This window comes from Sphingomonas trueperi (assembly GCF_040545965.1).
Lineage (GTDB): Bacteria > Pseudomonadota > Alphaproteobacteria > Sphingomonadales > Sphingomonadaceae > Sphingomonas > Sphingomonas trueperi_C.
The window spans coordinates 704,922-721,936 of record NZ_JBEPMV010000001.1 but is presented as its reverse complement, the minus strand read 5'-3'; the positions used below and the strand labels follow the sequence as shown (position 1 = coordinate 721,936).

16 protein-coding genes are annotated in these 17,015 nt (G+C 67.0%); 12 read left to right on the top strand and 4 right to left on the bottom strand.

What is annotated here, in order from left to right; translation table 11 throughout:
* Positions 1–177 precede the first annotated feature (177 nt).
* The 3 genes from ykgO to ABIC35_RS03385 all read left to right on the top strand — a co-directional run bounded on the left by ykgO (position 178) and on the right by ABIC35_RS03385 (position 2,874).
* Positions 178–303, top strand: a complete 126-nt coding sequence (gene ykgO / locus ABIC35_RS03395; RefSeq protein ID WP_010543750.1) for a type B 50S ribosomal protein L36 — start codon at positions 178–180, stop codon at positions 301–303.
* Between the two features lie 8 nt (positions 304–311).
* The gene (locus tag ABIC35_RS03390) at positions 312–932 is read left to right on the top strand and encodes an HAD family hydrolase (protein ID WP_121071728.1); all 621 of its coding nucleotides are present in this window, start codon (positions 312–314) and stop codon (positions 930–932) included.
* A 520-nt stretch (positions 933–1,452) separates the two neighbouring features.
* Entirely contained in the window at positions 1,453–2,874 is a 1,422-nt protein-coding gene (locus ABIC35_RS03385; protein ID WP_121071727.1) for a radical SAM protein, read from the top strand.
* A gap of 15 nt (positions 2,875–2,889) precedes the next feature.
* Here ABIC35_RS03385 and ABIC35_RS03380 read toward each other — a convergent pair whose 3' ends face one another.
* Together ABIC35_RS03380 and thrC are read right to left on the bottom strand one after the other, a co-directional pair.
* Positions 2,890–3,759 carry a class I SAM-dependent methyltransferase gene (locus tag ABIC35_RS03380; protein ID WP_121071726.1) on the bottom strand — a complete coding sequence of 290 codons (870 nt, stop codon included), beginning with the start codon at positions 3,757–3,759 and terminating at the stop codon, positions 2,890–2,892.
* Positions 3,756–5,147: a threonine synthase gene (gene thrC, locus ABIC35_RS03375; RefSeq protein WP_121071725.1), complete on the bottom strand. Its 1,392-nt coding sequence runs from the start codon at positions 5,145–5,147 to the stop codon at positions 3,756–3,758. Before thrC ends, ABIC35_RS03380 begins: the two co-directional genes overlap by 4 nt.
* 148 nt (positions 5,148–5,295) lie before the next feature.
* On the opposite strand from thrC, the gene mgrA reads away from it, so the two are divergent.
* Entirely contained in the window at positions 5,296–6,360 is a 1,065-nt protein-coding gene (gene mgrA, locus ABIC35_RS03370) for an L-glyceraldehyde 3-phosphate reductase (RefSeq protein ID WP_121071724.1), read from the top strand.
* Positions 6,357–6,818 (top strand): GreA/GreB family elongation factor, encoded by a 462-nt coding sequence (locus tag ABIC35_RS03365; protein ID WP_121071723.1) that lies wholly within the window; start codon positions 6,357–6,359, stop codon positions 6,816–6,818. Before mgrA ends, ABIC35_RS03365 begins: the two co-directional genes overlap by 4 nt.
* 147 nt (positions 6,819–6,965) lie before the next feature.
* Here the strand turns inward: ABIC35_RS03365 and ABIC35_RS03360 are convergent, their stop codons facing one another.
* Positions 6,966–7,817: a fumarylacetoacetate hydrolase family protein gene (locus tag ABIC35_RS03360; RefSeq protein WP_121071722.1), complete on the bottom strand. Its 852-nt coding sequence runs from the start codon at positions 7,815–7,817 to the stop codon at positions 6,966–6,968.
* 202 nt (positions 7,818–8,019) lie between these two features.
* Between ABIC35_RS03360 and cobT the strand changes: the two genes are divergently transcribed.
* Positions 8,020–9,849, top strand: a complete 1,830-nt coding sequence (gene cobT / locus ABIC35_RS03355) for a cobaltochelatase subunit CobT (protein ID WP_121071721.1) — start codon at positions 8,020–8,022, stop codon at positions 9,847–9,849.
* Positions 9,850–9,862: 13 nt separating this feature from the next.
* Positions 9,863–10,111, top strand: a complete 249-nt coding sequence (locus ABIC35_RS03350) for a ribbon-helix-helix domain-containing protein (protein WP_121078861.1) — start codon at positions 9,863–9,865, stop codon at positions 10,109–10,111.
* 239 nt (positions 10,112–10,350) lie between these two features.
* Here the strand turns inward: ABIC35_RS03350 and ABIC35_RS03345 are convergent, their stop codons facing one another.
* Complete coding sequence (locus ABIC35_RS03345; RefSeq protein WP_121071720.1) at positions 10,351–11,307, bottom strand: alpha/beta hydrolase; 957 nt, start codon at positions 11,305–11,307, stop codon at positions 10,351–10,353.
* A gap of 340 nt (positions 11,308–11,647) precedes the next feature.
* Between ABIC35_RS03345 and ABIC35_RS03340 the strand changes: the two genes are divergently transcribed.
* The 5 genes from ABIC35_RS03340 (at position 11,648) to ABIC35_RS03320 (ending at position 16,893) form a co-directional block, all read left to right on the top strand.
* A complete protein-coding gene (locus ABIC35_RS03340) occupies positions 11,648–14,044 on the top strand; it encodes a TonB-dependent receptor (protein WP_354278287.1) in 2,397 nt (798 codons plus the stop codon).
* Between the two features lie 141 nt (positions 14,045–14,185).
* Positions 14,186–14,869 (top strand): Fe2+-dependent dioxygenase, encoded by a 684-nt coding sequence (locus tag ABIC35_RS03335; RefSeq protein ID WP_121071719.1) that lies wholly within the window; start codon positions 14,186–14,188, stop codon positions 14,867–14,869.
* Between the two features lie 42 nt (positions 14,870–14,911).
* A complete protein-coding gene (locus ABIC35_RS03330; RefSeq protein WP_121071718.1) occupies positions 14,912–15,244 on the top strand; it encodes a GFA family protein in 333 nt (110 codons plus the stop codon).
* Between the two features lie 50 nt (positions 15,245–15,294).
* The gene (locus ABIC35_RS03325) at positions 15,295–15,846 is read left to right on the top strand and encodes a hypothetical protein (RefSeq protein ID WP_121071717.1); all 552 of its coding nucleotides are present in this window, start codon (positions 15,295–15,297) and stop codon (positions 15,844–15,846) included.
* Positions 15,847–15,903: 57 nt separating this feature from the next.
* The gene (locus tag ABIC35_RS03320) at positions 15,904–16,893 is read left to right on the top strand and encodes a hypothetical protein (RefSeq protein ID WP_121071716.1); all 990 of its coding nucleotides are present in this window, start codon (positions 15,904–15,906) and stop codon (positions 16,891–16,893) included.
* The last annotated feature ends 122 nt before the right edge of the window (positions 16,894–17,015 follow it).

The window sequence follows — 17,015 nt, the reverse complement described above, 5'->3', positions numbered from 1 at the left end:
CGGGTCGAGCGGATTTGCGCAGCCCATCGGCGGTGGAACGTTCGAGCGCGGCGATCGGCTGCATATCGGCGGCGGTTCGGCGACATGGGGGCACACGCGGCCTTGACTTCCCGTCCCCGCGCTTATAGGCGAGCCGCTCTTTCCGGCATTCCAGATAATTTGAGAAGCGAATCGGTCATGAAGATCGTCAATTCATTGAAGTCGCTCAAGGGGCGGCACCGCGACAACCGCGTGATCCGCCGCCGTGGCCGGATCTACGTGATCAACAAGACGCAGAAGCGTTTCAAGGCACGTCAGGGCTGAGCCCATACGTGGGGACTGCGCCGCACGCCGTTATCTTCGACGTCGGCAACGTCCTTTTCCCTTGGGAACCGCGGCGTTTGTACGAGCGCCTGTTCGACAACGAGCAGGCGCTCGACGCGTTTCTGTCGCAAGTCGTCACCAAGGAATGGCATTTCCAGCATGACGCTGGCCGCCCCTTCGCCGAGACCTCGGCGGAGCTGAGCGCGCTGTACCCCGAGCATGCCGACAAGATCGCGCTCTGGGGGCCGCAGTTCGGCGACCAATTGGGTCCGCCGATCCCCGGCATGGCCGAGCTGATCGAGGAACTCGATTCGGCGGGCGTGCCCCTGTACGGCATCACCAATTTCTCCGGCGAGTTCTGGCGGGCCTGGATGCCGCAGGTCGACTGGCTGTTCGGCCGCTTCCAGGACATCGTCGTCTCGGGCGACGAGAAGCTGGTAAAGCCCGATCTCGCCATCTACGCGCTGGCGCTGGAGCGATTCGGCCTGAAGGGCCCGGACGCGGTTTTCGTCGACGATTTGCCGGTGAATGTCGAAGCCGCGCGGGCGCAGGGCATCCACGGCGTGGTGTTCACCGGCGCCGAGCCGTTCCGTGCCGAGCTGGTGCGGCTGGGCGTACTCGCCGGCTAAGGGCCGGCGGATTTTTCCTCCTGCCTATTGGTCGTCATTCCTGCGGGGGCGGGGATCCATTTGCCTGCGCGCCGGGGGCGGAGTTGCGGCCTCACCGCCAATGGCTCCCCCGCCTTCGCGAGGATGACGGCGCGGGTGAGGTGTTGTGACGAGCGATTGTGGCTCGCTAAGTTGCCAAAGTTCACACGGATGCGCGTTTCGCTAAGTTCACACAGCTGGGCGTTCGCGGTGCCTTTTCGCGACGCGTCGTTCCAGCAGGTTCAAAGAGCGTTGTTCCGGCAGTCGCCGGTCCGGAACATATGGGGACCGCCTGTGCCGCTGCAATGGCGTGGCAGCGCTAACCAAATATCGCCTTCCGAAGCTTCCCTGAGCTGATTGCCCTATAAAGAGGCTTGGGCAGGTACGAACCGGCAGGACCTTCCGTCGCTTACGGTGTGAAGATGCCATTCCGCCGGCCCCGCGATGCGAGGACCGAAGCCAGCCTGGCCTGCATCGAACAGCTTGAAGAACCGGGGGCATAGTGAACGCGATCACCCACATCGGCACCGAAACGGATCCGGAAGCGGCGAAGGCAGCCGAGATTTTCTCGATCATCGCCAAGGACCTGCTGGAGGATATCGACCGGCCCGAGCTCTGGGCGGCGTTTCCGCAGTTCCTTGCCGCCGTGCCCCGGCTTCCCGAGCAGGCCCGCACGGCGCTGCAGGTCTATGCCAGGCAAGACCCGGCGATGGTGCAGGCCGCGGTGATCGTCCTCGCGCTCGGCGCCGCCCATAGCGGCGCGGTCGCCGATGCGATCGGCTTGCTGGCGCCGATGCTCGCGGTCAATCCCCAGTCGCCGCTGGTGACGGGCGTGATGTTCTACCTGCAGGGCATGGCGGACCCGGCCAATCCCAAATATCGGCTGGAGGGCAAGATCTGCCCGGTGCCCTTCCAACGGCTGGAAGTGCTGGAAACAAGCAGCCACCTCTGCTGCGCCAGTTTCCTTAAGCCGACGATCGGCAATCTGCAGACCGCGGGGGATTGGCGCGATGTCTGGAATTCCGAGTCGGCCGAGGCGATTCGGGCCAGCATGCACGACGGCAGCTACCGCTATTGCGACAAGCTGGCATGCCCGGCGATCCAGTCCGACGGGCTGATCCCCGCTGCGCAGCTGGCTGCCCGCTCCGCCGCATGGAAGCAGGTGGTCGAGGCGCGCGAGACGAAGGTCGATCGCGGCCCGGAAGAGGTCAACCTCGCCTATGACAAGACCTGCAACCTGAGCTGCCCCAGCTGCCGCGCGGCGCCCTATGCGGCCGACGAGGCCACCCGCACGCGCTACGACGCGCTGCAGGAGCGGGTCATCCTGCCGATGCTCAAGGATGCCCGGCGGGTCACCATCACCGGCTCGGGCGACCCCTTTGCCAGCAAGAACTTCCGTCGGCTGATGGAGCGCCTGACTCCCGAGGCCTATCCCGACCTCAAGTTCCATGTGATGACCAACGGCATGTTGTTCACGCCGCGGGAATGGGCCCGCTTCCCGGCGCTGCACGGTCGCGTCGAACTGCTGTCGATCAGCCTCGATGGCGCCTCTGCGGAGACGCACGAAGCGCTGCGCCGCGGTGCCCGCTGGGACGTGATGGAGGAGAACCTTGCCTTCGCGGGCGAGCTCCGCCGCCAAGGGCATATCGATGCCTTCCACCTTGGCTTCGTCGTGCAGGCCGAGAATTATCACGAGATGGGCGACGCGATCAGCCTGTGCGAGCGCGTGGGCGCCGACGCCGTCTATTTCGGCCGGATCACCAATTGGGGCACGTTCTCCCAGGCAGAATATGCCCGGAAGGCGATATTCCTCCCCGAGCATCCCGACCATCCGCGTTTTCTCGCGGCGATGACGGATCCGCGGCTACGGGACGAGCGTGCCCTGATCGGCAACCTCGCGGACTTCTTGCCGGAAATCGCCTGAACCCAAGGGGGTGCGTTACCGGCTCCACCGCGCAAAGATCGCCGTCGGCAGCTCCAGCCCGCGGGCTTCCTCGCGCACCGTGAGCTCGCCGGCCTCAACGACACCCCCCTTGTCCGCCATCGCCTGGCGGACCAGTTCGCCAATCGCCAGCGCCGACATGCGCACCGCATAGACGGTGAGGAACAGGAAGCGCGAATGCTCGTCGAGCAGCTTGGCCACGTCGTCGATTAGGCCCGGCAGGCCCTCTTCCAGCTTCCACACCTCGCCATTGGGCCCGCGGCCCCATTTGGGCGGATCGAGGATGATGCCGTCATAGCGCCGTCCGCGGCGTACCTCGCGCGCGGTGAACTTCATCGCGTCGTCGATCATCCAGCGGATCGGCTTGTCGGTCATGCCGGAAAGCTGGGCGTTGGCCTTGCCCTCCATCACCGATTTCTTGGAGGCGTCGACATGCGTCACCTTGGCGCCCGCGGCCGCCAGCGCAAGCGAGCCGACCCCGGTATAGCCGAACAGGTTCATGCACTCAGGGCTGTCCATCCCGTCGATCCGGCCGCGCATCCAGTCCCACACCGGCGCCATGTCCGGGAAGAAGCCGAGATGGCGGAAGGGGGTGGTCTGGGCGGTGAAGCGCACCTCGCGCCATGCCAGCGGCCAGCCCTCGCGCGGGGTGGGCTTGAGATAGTCCCAGCGGCCGCCGCCATCTTCGTCGGAGCCGGGGACGAATTCGGCATGCGCGTCCCACTCGGCCGAGGCCGGCGCCCACATCGCTTGGGGCTCGGGGCGGATGAAGCGATAGGCGCCGTAGCGCTCGAGCTTGCGGCCATGGCCCGAATCGATCAGGCCATAGTCGCCCCAGGGCTCGCCGGTGAGGGTGACGAGCTTCATGCCTTCGCGTGCGCCCGCTCGGCGATATAGCCGGTGATCGCGCCGAATTCGGCGGGAAGGGTGTCGTAGCGCTCCTGGCGATCGAACAGGTCGCCGATGCGGTTCGGCACGTGCGGGCGGACGCCGGTGGCGCGCTCGACCGCATCGCGGAACTTGGCCGGGTGGGCGGTGGCGAGGGTGACGATCGGCACGTCCGGTGCGAGACCGGCGCGCTGCGCGGCGGCGAGGCCGATCGCGGTGTGCGGGTCGATCACCTGGGCGGCCTCGGCACAGGCCCAGCGCATCGCTTCGTTCATGCCGTCGGCATCGATCGCGTCGCTGGTGAACAGCTTCGACGCGCCCTCGCGCTGGGCGTTGGTGAGCTGCATCGCGCGGGTCGATTCGAAACCGCGCATCTGCTCGGCCACGGGCGCGCCGGCGAGGTCGGCCAGCAGCCGCTCGAAGTTCGAGCTGACCTGGATGTCCATCGAGGGCGCAGCGGTCGGCGTGACGGTGCCGGCCGAATAGTCGCCGGCCGACAGCGCACGGTGGAGGATGTCGTTGACGTTGGTCGCCACCACCAGCTTGGCGACGGGGAGCCCCATGCGCGCGGCGACATAGCCTGCGAACACGTCGCCGAAATTGCCGGTCGGCACCGAGAAGGCGACCGCACGCTCGGGCGCGCCGAGGCGGATGGCGGCGTAGAAATAATAGACCACCTGCGCCATCAGCCGGGCCCAGTTGATCGAGTTGACCGCGCTCAGCTGGAAGCGGCCGGCGAAATCGCGATCGTTGAACATCGCCTTCACCAGCGCCTGGGCATCGTCGAAGCTGCCGTCGATCGCGATGTTGTGGACGTTCGGAGCGAGCACCGTGGTCATCTGCCGGCGCTGGACGTCGGACACGCGGCCCTGCGGGTGCAGCATGAAGATGTCGACGCCGATGCGCCCCGCCACCGCGTCGATCGCGGCGCTGCCGGTGTCGCCCGAGGTCGCGCCGACGATGGTGAGGTGCTGGTCGGTGCCCACCAGGAACTTCTCGAACAGCAGGCCGAGCAGCTGGAGCGCCACGTCCTTGAAGGCGAGGGTGGGGCCGTGGAACAGCTCGAGCAGCCAGTGCTGCTGGTCGATCTGGACCAGCGGAGTCACCGCGGCGTGCGAGAAGCGGCCATAGGCCTGGGTGCAGAGCTGGCGGAGTTCGTCCTCGCTCAGGTCCGGCGTGACGAAGGGCAGCATGACCCGCACCGCCGTCTCGACATAGGAGAGGCCGCGCATTGCGGCGATATCCTCGGCCGAGAAGCTCGGCCATTCGGTCGGGACGTAGAGGCCGCCATCGCTGGCGAGGCCGGTGAGGGTGACGTCGCGAAAGCCCAGCGAGGGCGCGGCGCCGCGAGTGCTGTGATACTGCATGGCCGCCCGCGTTACCCGGCGGCAACGATCGGGACAAGATAGCTGTCCTTGGGGGCGGCTTGTCATTGTTGGCATGTCCGGGTGTTCCGCGACGGACCCGCCATGCGTATAGGCGCGTTGCGTACAGCCTTCCCGATGGAGAGAGATAATGGCCTATCCCCAGCCCTGGCATGCCGATGCCGATCGTTATGACGGCCGCATGCCCTATCGCCGCTGCGGCGTGAGCGGGCTCGACCTGCCGGCGATCAGCCTGGGGCTGTGGCAGAATTTCGGCGGCACCGACGTGTTCGAAAATGCGCGCGCGATGCTCCGCCGGGCGTTTGATCGCGGCGTGACCCACTTCGATCTCGCGAACAATTATGGGCCGCCCTATGGCTCGGCCGAGGAGAATTTCGGCCGCGTGCTGGCGACCGACCTCGCCGGCCACCGCGACGAGCTGATCATCTCGACCAAGGCGGGCTGGGACATGTGGCCGGGACCGTACGGCGATGTCGGCGGCAGCAAGAAGTACCTCATCGCCTCGTGCGACCAGAGCCTCAAGCGGATGGGGCTCGACTATGTCGACATCTTCTACTCGCACCGCGTCGATCCCAAGACGCCGCTGGAGGAGACGATGGGCGCGCTCGCCCAAATCCACCGCCAGGGCAAGTCGCTGTATGTCGGCATCTCCAGCTATTCGCCCGAGCTGACGCGGAAGGCCGCCGCGATCCTCGCCGAGTACAAGGTGCCCTTGCTGATCCACCAGCCGAGCTATTCGATGCTCAACCGCTGGATCGAGGAGAGCCTGCTCGACACGCTGGAAGACCTCGGCACCGGCTGCATCGCCTTCTCGCCGCTGGCGCAGGGGATGCTGACGCGCAAGTACCTCAACGGCGTGCCCGAGGATGCACGCGCGGCCAAGGGCGGCACCTCGCTCGACACGCGGCTGCTCTCGGACGAGAACATCGCCCGCATTCGCGCATTGAACGCGATCGCCGAGAAGCGCGGGCAGACGCTGGCGCAGATGGCGATCGCCTGGGTGCTGCGCGATCCGCGCGTTACCTCGGCGCTGGTCGGCGCGCGCACGGTGCAGCAGCTCGACGATTCGCTCGATGCGGTGAAGAACCTCAGCTTCACCGCCGACGAGCTCGCCGAAATCGACACCCATGCAACCGAAGGCGCGATCGATCTTTGGAAGGTATCGTCCACGCTAGAGGAACTGCCGCAACGATGAGCGTCGCCTTCCGCCGCGAGAGCGACGAGGAACACAAGGAACCCAAGTTCGAGCTGCCGCTGCCGGCCGGGCCCAATCTGGTCACGGCGGCGGGGCCGGCGCTGATCGCGGGCAAGGTCGCGGCGCTGGAGGCCGCGATCGAGGCTGAGGGCGAGGACGAGGCACGCGAGGCCCTCAAGCGCGAGCTCCGCTACTGGAACACCCGCGCCGCCACCGCGCAGATCGCGCCGCCGCTGGAAGACGGCGTGGCGGGTATCGGCGCGCGGGTGCGGATCCGGCTGAACGGCCGCGAACGGGTGATCGAAATTGTCGGCCATGACGAGGCCGACCCTGCGGCCGACCGGCTGGCATTCCAGGCACCGCTCGCGCACGCGTTGCTCGGTGCGGAGGAAGGCGAGAAGGTCGATTTCGGCGGGAAGGCCGAGGCGATCGAGGTGCTCGGGGTGGAGGCGATTTAGCGGGGTTACAAGGTCACCCTCACCCTCCCCACCGCCTGCGGCGGCGGGTCCCCTCCCTCTCCCAAAGGGAGAGGGCGCTTATTCCCTCTCCCTTTGGAAGAGGGAGGGAGGCGCGAAGCGCCGGAAGGGTGAGGGTGATGGCGGGAATTACCCCTCCAGCTTAGCCAGATCGAACGCGATCACGTCCTGGCGCTGGGTGCCGAGGCCGGTGATCCCCAGCTCCATCACGTCGCCGGGCTTGAGGAAGATCTTCTCGGGCTTCTGGCCCTCGCCGACGCCCGGGGGCGTGCCGGTGATCAGCAGGTCGCCGGGGTGCAGCGTGATGAAGCGGCTCATGTACGCGATGCATTCCGCCACCGGGAAGATCATCGTCGACGTGTTGCCGGTCTGCATGCGCTTGCCGTTGAGGTCGAGATACATGTCGAGCGCCTGGCAGTCGGCGATCTCGTCCGGGGTGACCAGCCACGGGCCAACGGGGCCGAAGGTATCACACCCCTTGCCCTTGTCCCACTGGCTGCCGAGCTCCTTCTGGAAGGCGCGCTCGGACACGTCATTGGCGAGGACGAAGCCCGCGACATGGTCCAGCGCATCGGCCTGGTCGACGTAACGGCAGGTCTTGCCGATGATCACGCCCAGCTCGACTTCCCAGTCGCTCTTCTGCGAGCCCTTGGGGATCATCACCGGATCGTTCGGGCCGGTCAGGCACGAGATTGCCTTGGTGAAGAAGATCGGCTCGGGCGGCGGCTCGAGGCCAGCTTCGCGGGCGTGATCGGCATAGTTGAGGCCGATCGCGAGGAACTTGCCGATATTGGCGACCGGCACGCCGAGGCGGACATCGCCTTCGACCAGCGGCAGCGTGGTGGGATCGACCGCGCGGATCCGCTCGATCACGTCGACGGTCAGGTCGGGCACCAGGCCGGTCAGGTCGCGGATGCGGCCTTCGGCATCCAGGATGCCGGGCTTTTCGGCACCACGCGGGCCGTAGCGAAGCAACTTCATGCAAGCGTCCTCATTCAGGAAAGACAGACGATTGCGCACTAGCGCGGGCCGGCGCCCCGCCAAAGCGTGATTTGCGCATTTGTCGGATAAAGGGAGCAGGGCGGGGGACAATCCGATCCGCTCCGCAGTGCTGCGGCTGTCCCATGGTCCACCTCCAACCCGGATTCCTTGACTTCTGGCCCATGCGGCGCATGTGGGAGGGATGGCGCAGGACAATCCTCTCGACCGGCTTCGCGACGTGCTCGCGGGCACCGCGCGCGCGCTTTCGGGTGCCGACGAACTCGAATTCGGCTTTACCGCCGATGCGCCGTTCCAGAGCGGCAAGACGGTCAAGGTGCCGATGCCCTCGCGCACCCTGCCGCCCGAGCAGGTCGCCGAGGCGCGCGGCTTTGCCGACAGCTTCGCGCTGCGCATGCGCCACCACGATGCGAACCTGCACGGCCGCACCGCACCCCGCGAGCCGGTCGCCCGCGCGGTGTACGATGCGATCGAGACCGCCCGCGTCGAGGCGCTGGGTTCGCGCGGCTATGCGGGGATTGCCGACAATCTGGAGCAGGCGCTGGCGATGCGGCTGCGCTCGGACCCGATCGGCCGCGCCCGCACCCGCGACGAAGTGCCGCTCTCGACCGCGCTGGGGCTGATGGTGCGCGAGCGGCTGACCGGCCGCGAATCGCCGTCCAGCGCCGCGCTGGGCCTGGCGCTGGTGCGCGACTGGATCGAGGAGAAGGCCGGGTCGGATCTCGACGCCATGGCGATGGCGATCGACGACCAGAACGCCTTTGCCGCGCTCGCCGCCAAGCTGCTCCAGGATTTGGAGCTGACCGAAGGCGAAATGGTCCCCGACGAAGCCGATGAAGGCGGCGGCGAGGAAGAGGGCCAGGAAGAGCAGCAGGAACAGGGCGAAGAGGAAGGCGAGTCCCAGCAGCAGCAGGGCGAGGGCCAGACCGAAGCGCGCGGCGAGCAGCGCGAGTCCGAACAGGGCGAGGAAGGCGACCAGGAGCAAGAGTCCGAAGGCATGGACGACGGCGACGGTGAGCCGGGCGATGACGGCGACGAGGGCATGATGCCCGTCCGCCCCAACCGCCCGTGGAGCGACCTGCCGCCGAGCTTCGAATATCGCCCCTATACCACCCAGTTCGACGAAGTCGTCGCCGCCACCGACCTGTGCGATACCGACGAGCTGGAGCGCTTACGCTCGTACCTCGATCAGCAGCTGGTGCATCTCCAGGGCGCGGTGACCAAGCTCGCCAACCGACTGCAACGGCGCCTGATGGCGCAGCAGAGCCGCAGCTGGGACTTCGACCAGGACGAGGGTCTGCTCGATGCGGCGCGGCTGGCGCGGGTGGTAGTGAACCCGATGCAGTCGCTCAGCTACAAGATCGAGCGTGACACAGAGTTCAAGGACACGGTGGTTACGCTGCTGATCGACAATTCGGGTTCGATGCGCGGGCGGCCGATCTCGATCGCGGCGATCAGCGCCGACATCCTCGCCCGCACGCTGGAGCGCGTCGGCGTGAAGACCGAGGTGCTCGGCTTCACCACCCGCGCCTGGAAGGGCGGCCAGTCGCGCGAGAAATGGCTGGGCGAGGGGCGGATCGCGCAGCCGGGCCGGCTCAACGATCTGCGCCACATCATCTACAAGCAGGCCGACGAGCCGTGGCGCCGCGCCAAGAAGTCGCTCGGGCTGATGATGCGCGAGGGGCTGCTAAAGGAGAATATCGACGGCGAGGCGTTGCTCTGGGCGCATAGCCGGCTGATCGCACGGCCCGAGGATCGCAAGATCCTGATGGTCATTTCGGATGGTGCGCCGGTGGACGATTCGACGCTGTCGGTGAACTCCGGCTCCTATCTGGAGCGGCATCTGCGCCAGGTGATCGGCTGGATCGAAGCGCGCTCGCCGGTGGAATTGGCGGCGATCGGCATCGGCCATGACGTGACCCGCTATTACAGCCGCGCGGTGACGATCATGGATGCCGAGCAGCTTGCCGGCACGATGGTCGAGCAGCTGGCCGCGCTGTTCGACACTGAGTGAAGCCGCGGTGGGGCTGGAGATCACGGCACCGCCGGGGGGCTTTCACGGGCCGGTAAAGCGCTCGATCACCATCGCCGGGCATCCGACCTCGATCAGTCTCGAGCCGATCTTCTGGGCGGCGCTGGAAGCGGCGGCGGTGGACGCCGCGCTGCCGCTGAGCGCGCTGGTCGCGGCGATCGACCATGCGCGGATCAGCGCGGAGGAGCCGCCGAACCTCGCCAGTGCGATCCGGACGTGGCTGATGGGGGTGCGACGGGTGTAGCAACCCATTCCGTGTCCCCCTCACCGTTCCGCCGCTTCGCGGCTCCCTCCCTCTCCCACAAGGGGAGAGGGAGCAGGACGCCACTTTTCCCTCTCCCCTTGTGGGAGAGGAGCATCGGGTGAACAGCGCCCCGCGCCGACCCGATGCTGGCCCGCTGCCGAAGGCAGTGGGAAGGGTGAGGGGGACTTGGGTGCAACGGCGTGTCCCCCGCCCTAGCGGCGGTGAGCCCCCTGTCCAGCTTACGCCCCCGGCTTGATCCAGTCGTGCATCGTCATCCAGCGAACGAACTCGTCGAACCAGCCCGTGCTCGTCGTCTTCTTCGGGTACATGCCGAAGCCGTGGCCGCCCTGTTCGAACAGGTGGAACTCCACCGGCCGCTTGGCGCCGCGCCAGCTATCGATCAGCCCGAAGCCGGTATTGCCGAACAGCGGGTCGTCGGCGGCCAGCGCGATGAACAGCGGCGGCGCGTCCGCTGGCACCGGAAAATTGCTCATCGGGCCATAGATGGTGCCGATAAAGGCGGGCTTGGCATCCTGCCCGTCAAGCGCGGTCGCTAGCGTGAGCATCGCGCCCGCCGAGAAGCCGACCATGCCGACCTTGTCAGGCTGCACATGCCACTCGGCCGCGCGCTTGCGCACCAGCGCGAAGGCTGCGCGTGCGTCGGTCACCTGGGTGGCGATCCCGGCCATCATTGCCTTGGGATCGGCACCGCGCGGCGGGCCGCCGCCACCGCCGGCGAAGCGTGCCTTCATCGCGGCCTCATAGGCGGCGAGGTCCTGTGGGGTCTGGTTGAGCCGGTATTTCAGCACGAAGGCGGCAACGCCGTGCGCGGCAAGCGCCTTGGCGACATCCCAGCCTTCATTCTGCATCGACAGCGAGGTGAAGCCGCCGCCGGGTGCCACGATCACCGCAGTGCCGTTGGCCTTGGCGGGATCGGGCAGGAAGGGCGTGAGCGTCGCCACCGTCACGTTGCGGGCGAACACGCTGCCATATTGGCTGTGCCAGCTTTCGGTCGCGGTGGCGCCGGGCAGCGGGCCGGTGCCCAGCTCGATCGCGCTGGGCTGCGACGGTGTAGCGATCACCGCCATCTTGTCGTTCTGCGCGAGCGCCGGCAGCGGTACCGCAAGCAGCGCAGCCAGCGTGAGGCCCATGCACAGCGCAAGTGCGGGCCGACGTTTCAACGAGCGTGAACGCATCCAATCCTCCCCATTATTTGCTTTGGCAGAGTATCGGCACGCACGCCGCGTTTGTCCAACAATTAAATATGCTCCTCGGCCGATCTTCCCGCCGAGGCTGGGTGAAATAAATCAGATAAATACGGGTTAACGGCCGTATGTGACGATGCCAGCACTGCGCCGCGCTGATGTCGGCAGCGTACTTTACTCTGTCTAGAGAGGCCGACTCCGAGGTGCTTTCCCGGCGCTTCGCGAACCAGCGACCCTGCGATAGGTCTTTATGCAAATCGCTCGCAGTCGCATTGACAATGCGAATAGGTCGCAATAAGCGACTGCGTAACGACGTTCAAAGGGGAATTACGTGAATCGCACTTCCGCGACGCTGGCCAGCGCGCCGGCATTCGTTGCACTTGCCTGTGTGGGCTTCCTCGTCTCGGCGCCCGCCCAGGCCGACGACAAGCATGCGAAGGACGGCGCGACCACCAACGCCGTAGCGGACGACACCGCCCAGGATCGCGATACCATCATCGTCAACGGCCAGCCCTATTCGCCCCACCAGCAGTCGCCCAAGGCGACGCGCCCGGTCCGCGACACGCCGCAGACCATCACCATCCTCACCAACGAGGTGATCGAGCAACAGAACCTGCTCACCCTGCGCGACATGCTGTCGACCGTTCCGGGCATCACCTTCGGTGCCGGCGAAGGCGGCGGCGGCTATGGCGATTCGATCAACCTGCGCGGCTATTCGGCCAATACCGACATCACCGTCGACGGCATCCGCGACAGCGCCCAGTACACCCGCACCGATCCGTTCAACCTCGAGCAGCTCGAAGTCGTCAACGGCCCCAACTCGGTGCAGAACGGCGCGGGCTCGGTCGGCGGCTCGATCAACATGGTCACCAAGAAGCCGCAGGCGAACACCCGCATCCTCGCCTCGGGCGGCATCGGCACCGACAATTATTACCGCGGCACGGTCGACGCGAACGTGCGCGTCAACGACCTGATCGCCTTCCGCCTCAACGCGATGAAGCATGACAACGACGTGCCCGGCCGCGATGTCGAGACGATGAAGCGCTGGGGCGTGGCGCCTGCGGTGACGATCGGCATCGACAGCCCGACCAAGCTGACGCTGCAATATCTCCACCAGGAAGACGACAACACGCCGCAATATGGCGTGCCCTATTTCTCGGTCGCGGGCGGTTCGCTGCCGGGGGTGAGCCGCAGCAGCTATTACGGCTTCCGCAACGTCGACACGCAGCAGAGCAATGTCGACCAGGCGACCGCGACCTTCGAGCATCACTTCACCGATCGGGTGACGATCCGCAACGTCACGCGCTGGCAGGACGTGACCCAGCACAGCATCGTCGATCCGCCCCAGGGCACCTGGTGCCTGGCGAACGGCCTCACCCCCACCGGCACGCCGTGCACCGTCGCCTTCACCGGCGCGACCACGGGCACGCTGACGGTGCCGGCCGGCTATTATTATGCCTCGGGCCCGCGCGGAAACACCCGCAACACCCGCAACCAGCTCGCCTATGACCAGGTCGACCTGATGGCGCGGTTCAACACCGGCTTCATCGAGCATTCGGTGACGCTGGGCGCCTCGGCGAGCTGGGAGAAGTTCGCGCTTTCCACCGGCAATGTGCTGCGCAATGCCGACGGCACTAATCCGCTGCTCTATTACCCGCTGATCAGCATCGCCAATCCGAACGCGGTGGTGGCAGGTCCGGCTGCGGCGAGCGGCATCGCGCGGACCTATGGCAGCAACGTCTATACCGGCCCGATCAACTTCATCGAAAGCGCGCGGCAGACCGGCGAGCTGACCAACTATGCCGTCTACCTGTTCGACACGATGAAGCTCGGCGAGCATTTCGAGATCAACGGCGGTCTGCGCTGGGAATCGAACGACGGCAGCTACCGCGCCGACACCGTCTCCACCACGACGGCGACGCTGGGCCAGGTGACGCCGGGCACCACCTTCTACAACAACGACAAGCTGTTCTCGTATCGTGCGGGCCTGGTCTACAAGCCGGTCAAGGCGATCAGCCTCTATGTCGCCTATGGCAATTCGAAGACGCCGTCGAAGACATCGGTCAACGGATCGTGCACCGCGCTGACCTGCAACGTCGATCCGGAAACCGCGCGCAACTATGAGGTCGGCGGCAAGGCGGAAGTGTTCGGCGGGCGCCTGCTGCTCACCGCGGCGCTGTTCCGCAACGAGCGGACCAACTACAAGGTGGCCACCGGCGACCCGCTGGTCCCCGAGCAGCAGCTCGACGGCAAGTCGCGGGTCGATGGCATCGCGCTGGGCGCCGTCGGCCAGATCACCAAGGCATGGTCGGTCACCGCCAACTACACCTATCTGGACAGCACGGTGCTGCGCGGCATTGCGAAGAACAGCCCGGCGGGCACGATCGACTATGCCAAGAACGCCGCGCTGCAGTACACGCCGGACCATTCGGGCAGCCTGTTCACCACCTATCGTCTGCCGATCGGTCTCACGCTCGGCTACGGCGTGACCTATCAGGGCAAGGCGGCGCTCAACCTGCCGGCGGCGGGCGCGACCCAGGTGTTCTACAGCCCCGATTACTGGGTCCACAACGCGTTCCTCTCCTACGAGATCACCCGTGCGCTGTCGGCGCAGGTGAACGTGAAGAACGCGACCGACTCACTCTACTACACGCGCATCCGCAACAATGGCTGGGCGACCCCGGGCGACGGCCGCTCGGCGGTGCTGAGCCTCAACTATCGCTTCTGATCGCGAAGGCCGCGACGCCTTGGCCCCTTCCGGTGCAGGCCGGGAGGGGCCGCTTCTTTTCTCCGCCCTTGATCTGGCGCATGTCCCGCAAGGCGCGGGACGATCATAGGGCAGGATGTTTTCCCGCGCAGGAGTGTGTGCATGCTGATCCCGATCCCCGATCTGCTCTCGCCCGCCGATCTTGCGCGCGTGCGTGCGCTGGTGGATGCGGCGGAATGGGTGGACGGCAACGTCACCTCGGGCCCGCAGGCGGCGCTGGCCAAGCGCAACGAGCAGCTGCCGGAGACCCACCCAGCCGCGCGCGAGGCGGGGGCGATCATCCTGGATGCGCTGGCGCGCTCGCCCTTGTTCATCGCTGCGGCGCTGCCGCTCAAGATCTTCCCGCCCTTGTTCAATCGCTATGCGGGCGGCCAGAATTTCGGGCTGCATGTCGACAACGCCGTGCGCATCCAGCGCGGCAGCGAGTTCCGCGTGCGCTCGGACCTGTCGATGACCGTGTTCCTCGAAGACCCGCAGGCCTATCAGGGCGGAGAACTGCTCATCGAGGGGCTGTTCGGCGCGCAATCGGTAAAGCTGCCCGCCGGGCACGCGATCCTCTATCCCTCGTCGAGCCTGCACCGGGTGACGCCGGTGACCAGCGGCGCGCGCGTCGCCAGCTTCTTCTGGCTCCAATCGATGGTCCGCGACGACGGCGCGCGGCGGATCCTGTTCGACCTCGATCGCTCGATCCAGGGGCTGGTCGGCGAAGTCGGGCAGGGCCATGCCGAGGTGGTGGCGCTGACCGGCGTGTACCACAATCTGCTGCGCCGCTGGGCAGACGCGTAGACGCTGGTTGCCGCCGGCCGGTGCGTACCGGTAGGGTGGGCCATGCCCGTGCAAGGAAGCTGCCATTGCGGCCGAATCCGCCTTGAGGTGTCGAGCGCGCCCGAATGGGTGGCGGACTGCAACTGCTCGCTCTGCCGCCGGACCGCCTGGCGCGTCGCCTATTACCCGCCGGAGCAGGTGCGCATCACCGGCGAGACGGTGGCCTATGTCTGGGGTGACCGGATGATCGGCATTCATCATTGTCCCGCCTGCGGTTGCGGCACCCATTGGGCGACGCTGGGCGAGGACTTTGGCAAGATGGGAATCAACGCTCGCTTGCTGGATGGATTCGACGAGACGCGGATCGAAGTTCGCAAGTTCGATAACGCCGACTGACGCGGTGGTGCCCAGGGCAACGCGATGCCCCGCGGAGGCGTTCTGCCCCTATGCCAGCCGATCCAGCGCAAACCGCCACCGTCGTCACCAGCCGCGCCATTCGCGCCGGGCACGAGCAGGGATTCGATGATTGGGCCGCTACGCTCAACGATCTGGCCGAGGCCGCACCGGGCTATCGCGCGGCTGTCCGCCTCGGCCAGACCGCCGGCTTCCAGCACCTGCTGTTCCGCTTCGAGGATCGTGACAGCGCCGAGGCCTGGCACGACAGCGACGCGGTGCGCGCGCATGTCGCGATCGCCGATCGCTGGTCCACGGCGCTGCGCCAGATCCAGGCCGGCGATCGCATCGCCTTCGACTTGCCGAGCGATGCCAGCGCGAGCAAGTGGAAGCGCTTCGTCACCACTTGGCTGACGGTGTTCCCGGTGCTGCTGCTCGTCAGTCTGGGCGTGCGCACCGTGCTGAAGGACGCACCGCTGCCGCTCCAGCTGCTGCCCTCCTCTTTGCTGCTCACCGCGACGCTGCAATGGATCATCCTGCCGCGGCTGCAGCGCTACACCCGCTTCTGGCTGCTGCAGGACAGTTCCGGCCGGTTGCAGACCTGAGCGCTGCGGATCGGCGCGGATCCTGCTATGCAGGGCCGCCAACTTGGGGAAAGGCCGATGACCGCCGCGCCGCTTGCGACCCGCCGCTCAGACCTATGGACACGGCTGCTCCCGATCGCGGCGCTGTTCCTCGCGGGTTGGGCCGTGCGGACACCGCTGGCGAGCGCGCATCCGCTTGCTGCCGGGTTGCTCTTCCTGTGGATCGCGAGCGACAGCCGGCTGCTGTCGCTGATCGTACGCGCGCCGCGCCGCCGTCCGGCTCCGCGGCAGATCGTCGCTGGACTCGCGCTGGCGGTGTTCGCGGTGCTGGTCGCGGCGCCACCGGTGGTGCGGGGCGGGCTGCTGCGCCTGCCGATGCTGGCGGGCGCGATGGCGATCGTGCTGGTGGTCCATCTCGGCTGGGGCGCCCGTGCCGCCTGGGGCCGCTTCCGGACAGCTGCCGAGGCGCGCTGGATCGCCGCCCTGTCCGAGCTGTTGCCGCCGCCGCTCGTCCGGCTGGCGGCGGCCGAGCTGCGCTTGCTCCATCTCGGCCTGTTCCGCTGGGGCGCGGCGCCGGACGTGCCTGCCGGGTGCCAGAGCTTTGCCTATCACCGGCACCTGACGCCGATGGCGGTGACGCTGCTCGCGCTGCAGGCGATCGAGGTTGCGATCCACCATCTGCTGCTCGCCCATTGGAGCGCACTTGCTGCGTATGTGCTGTTCGTGCTGAGCGACGTCGGGCTGATCTACATGATTGCCCTGATCAAGTCGTTCCGCCTGTACCCGGTGCTGCTGACGCCGGAGGGCGTGCGGGTGCGCGCCGGGCTGTTGATCGACCGGTTCGTGCCGTACAACGCCATCGCGCGTATCGAGACCAGCTTCGACTCCGCGCTGGTGAAGGACAAGGCGACGCTCAACGCGGGGCTGCTTGCTTGGCCGAACCTGGTGCTGCGGCTGCACGAGCCGCTGCCGGGGCGGCGACCTCGCTCTGCGATCGCCTTCCGGCTGGACGATCCCGAGCCGTTCGTCCGCGCGCTGCGCTGGCGGCTCGATAGCCATCGGGCATAATCATCAAGCGTTTCCTCCCCCGCCGGGGGGAGGTGGGCCGCGTAGCGGCTCGGAGGGGGAGGAAGCACGACGGCCCGGGAGGTTCTGGCATCCTCACCCTCCGTCGCGCTTTGCGCGCCACC

Coding starts and splice junctions, on each gene's coding strand:
- ykgO (WP_010543750.1), top strand. CDS start 178: ATGAAGATCGTCAATTCATTGAAGTCGCTCAAGGGGCGGCACCGCGAC.
- ABIC35_RS03380 (WP_121071726.1), bottom strand. CDS start 3,759: ATGAAGCTCGTCACCCTCACCGGCGAGCCCTGGGGCGACTATGGCCTG.
- thrC (WP_121071725.1), bottom strand. CDS start 5,147: ATGCAGTATCACAGCACTCGCGGCGCCGCGCCCTCGCTGGGCTTTCGC.
- mgrA (WP_121071724.1), top strand. CDS start 5,296: ATGGCCTATCCCCAGCCCTGGCATGCCGATGCCGATCGTTATGACGGC.
- ABIC35_RS03365 (WP_121071723.1), top strand. CDS start 6,357: ATGAGCGTCGCCTTCCGCCGCGAGAGCGACGAGGAACACAAGGAACCC.
- ABIC35_RS03360 (WP_121071722.1), bottom strand. CDS start 7,817: ATGAAGTTGCTTCGCTACGGCCCGCGTGGTGCCGAAAAGCCCGGCATC.
- cobT (WP_121071721.1), top strand. CDS start 8,020: ATGGCGCAGGACAATCCTCTCGACCGGCTTCGCGACGTGCTCGCGGGC.
- ABIC35_RS03345 (WP_121071720.1), bottom strand. CDS start 11,307: ATGCGTTCACGCTCGTTGAAACGTCGGCCCGCACTTGCGCTGTGCATG.
- ABIC35_RS03335 (WP_121071719.1), top strand. CDS start 14,186: ATGCTGATCCCGATCCCCGATCTGCTCTCGCCCGCCGATCTTGCGCGC.
- ABIC35_RS03330 (WP_121071718.1), top strand. CDS start 14,912: ATGCCCGTGCAAGGAAGCTGCCATTGCGGCCGAATCCGCCTTGAGGTG.
- ABIC35_RS03325 (WP_121071717.1), top strand. CDS start 15,295: ATGCCAGCCGATCCAGCGCAAACCGCCACCGTCGTCACCAGCCGCGCC.
- ABIC35_RS03320 (WP_121071716.1), top strand. CDS start 15,904: ATGACCGCCGCGCCGCTTGCGACCCGCCGCTCAGACCTATGGACACGG.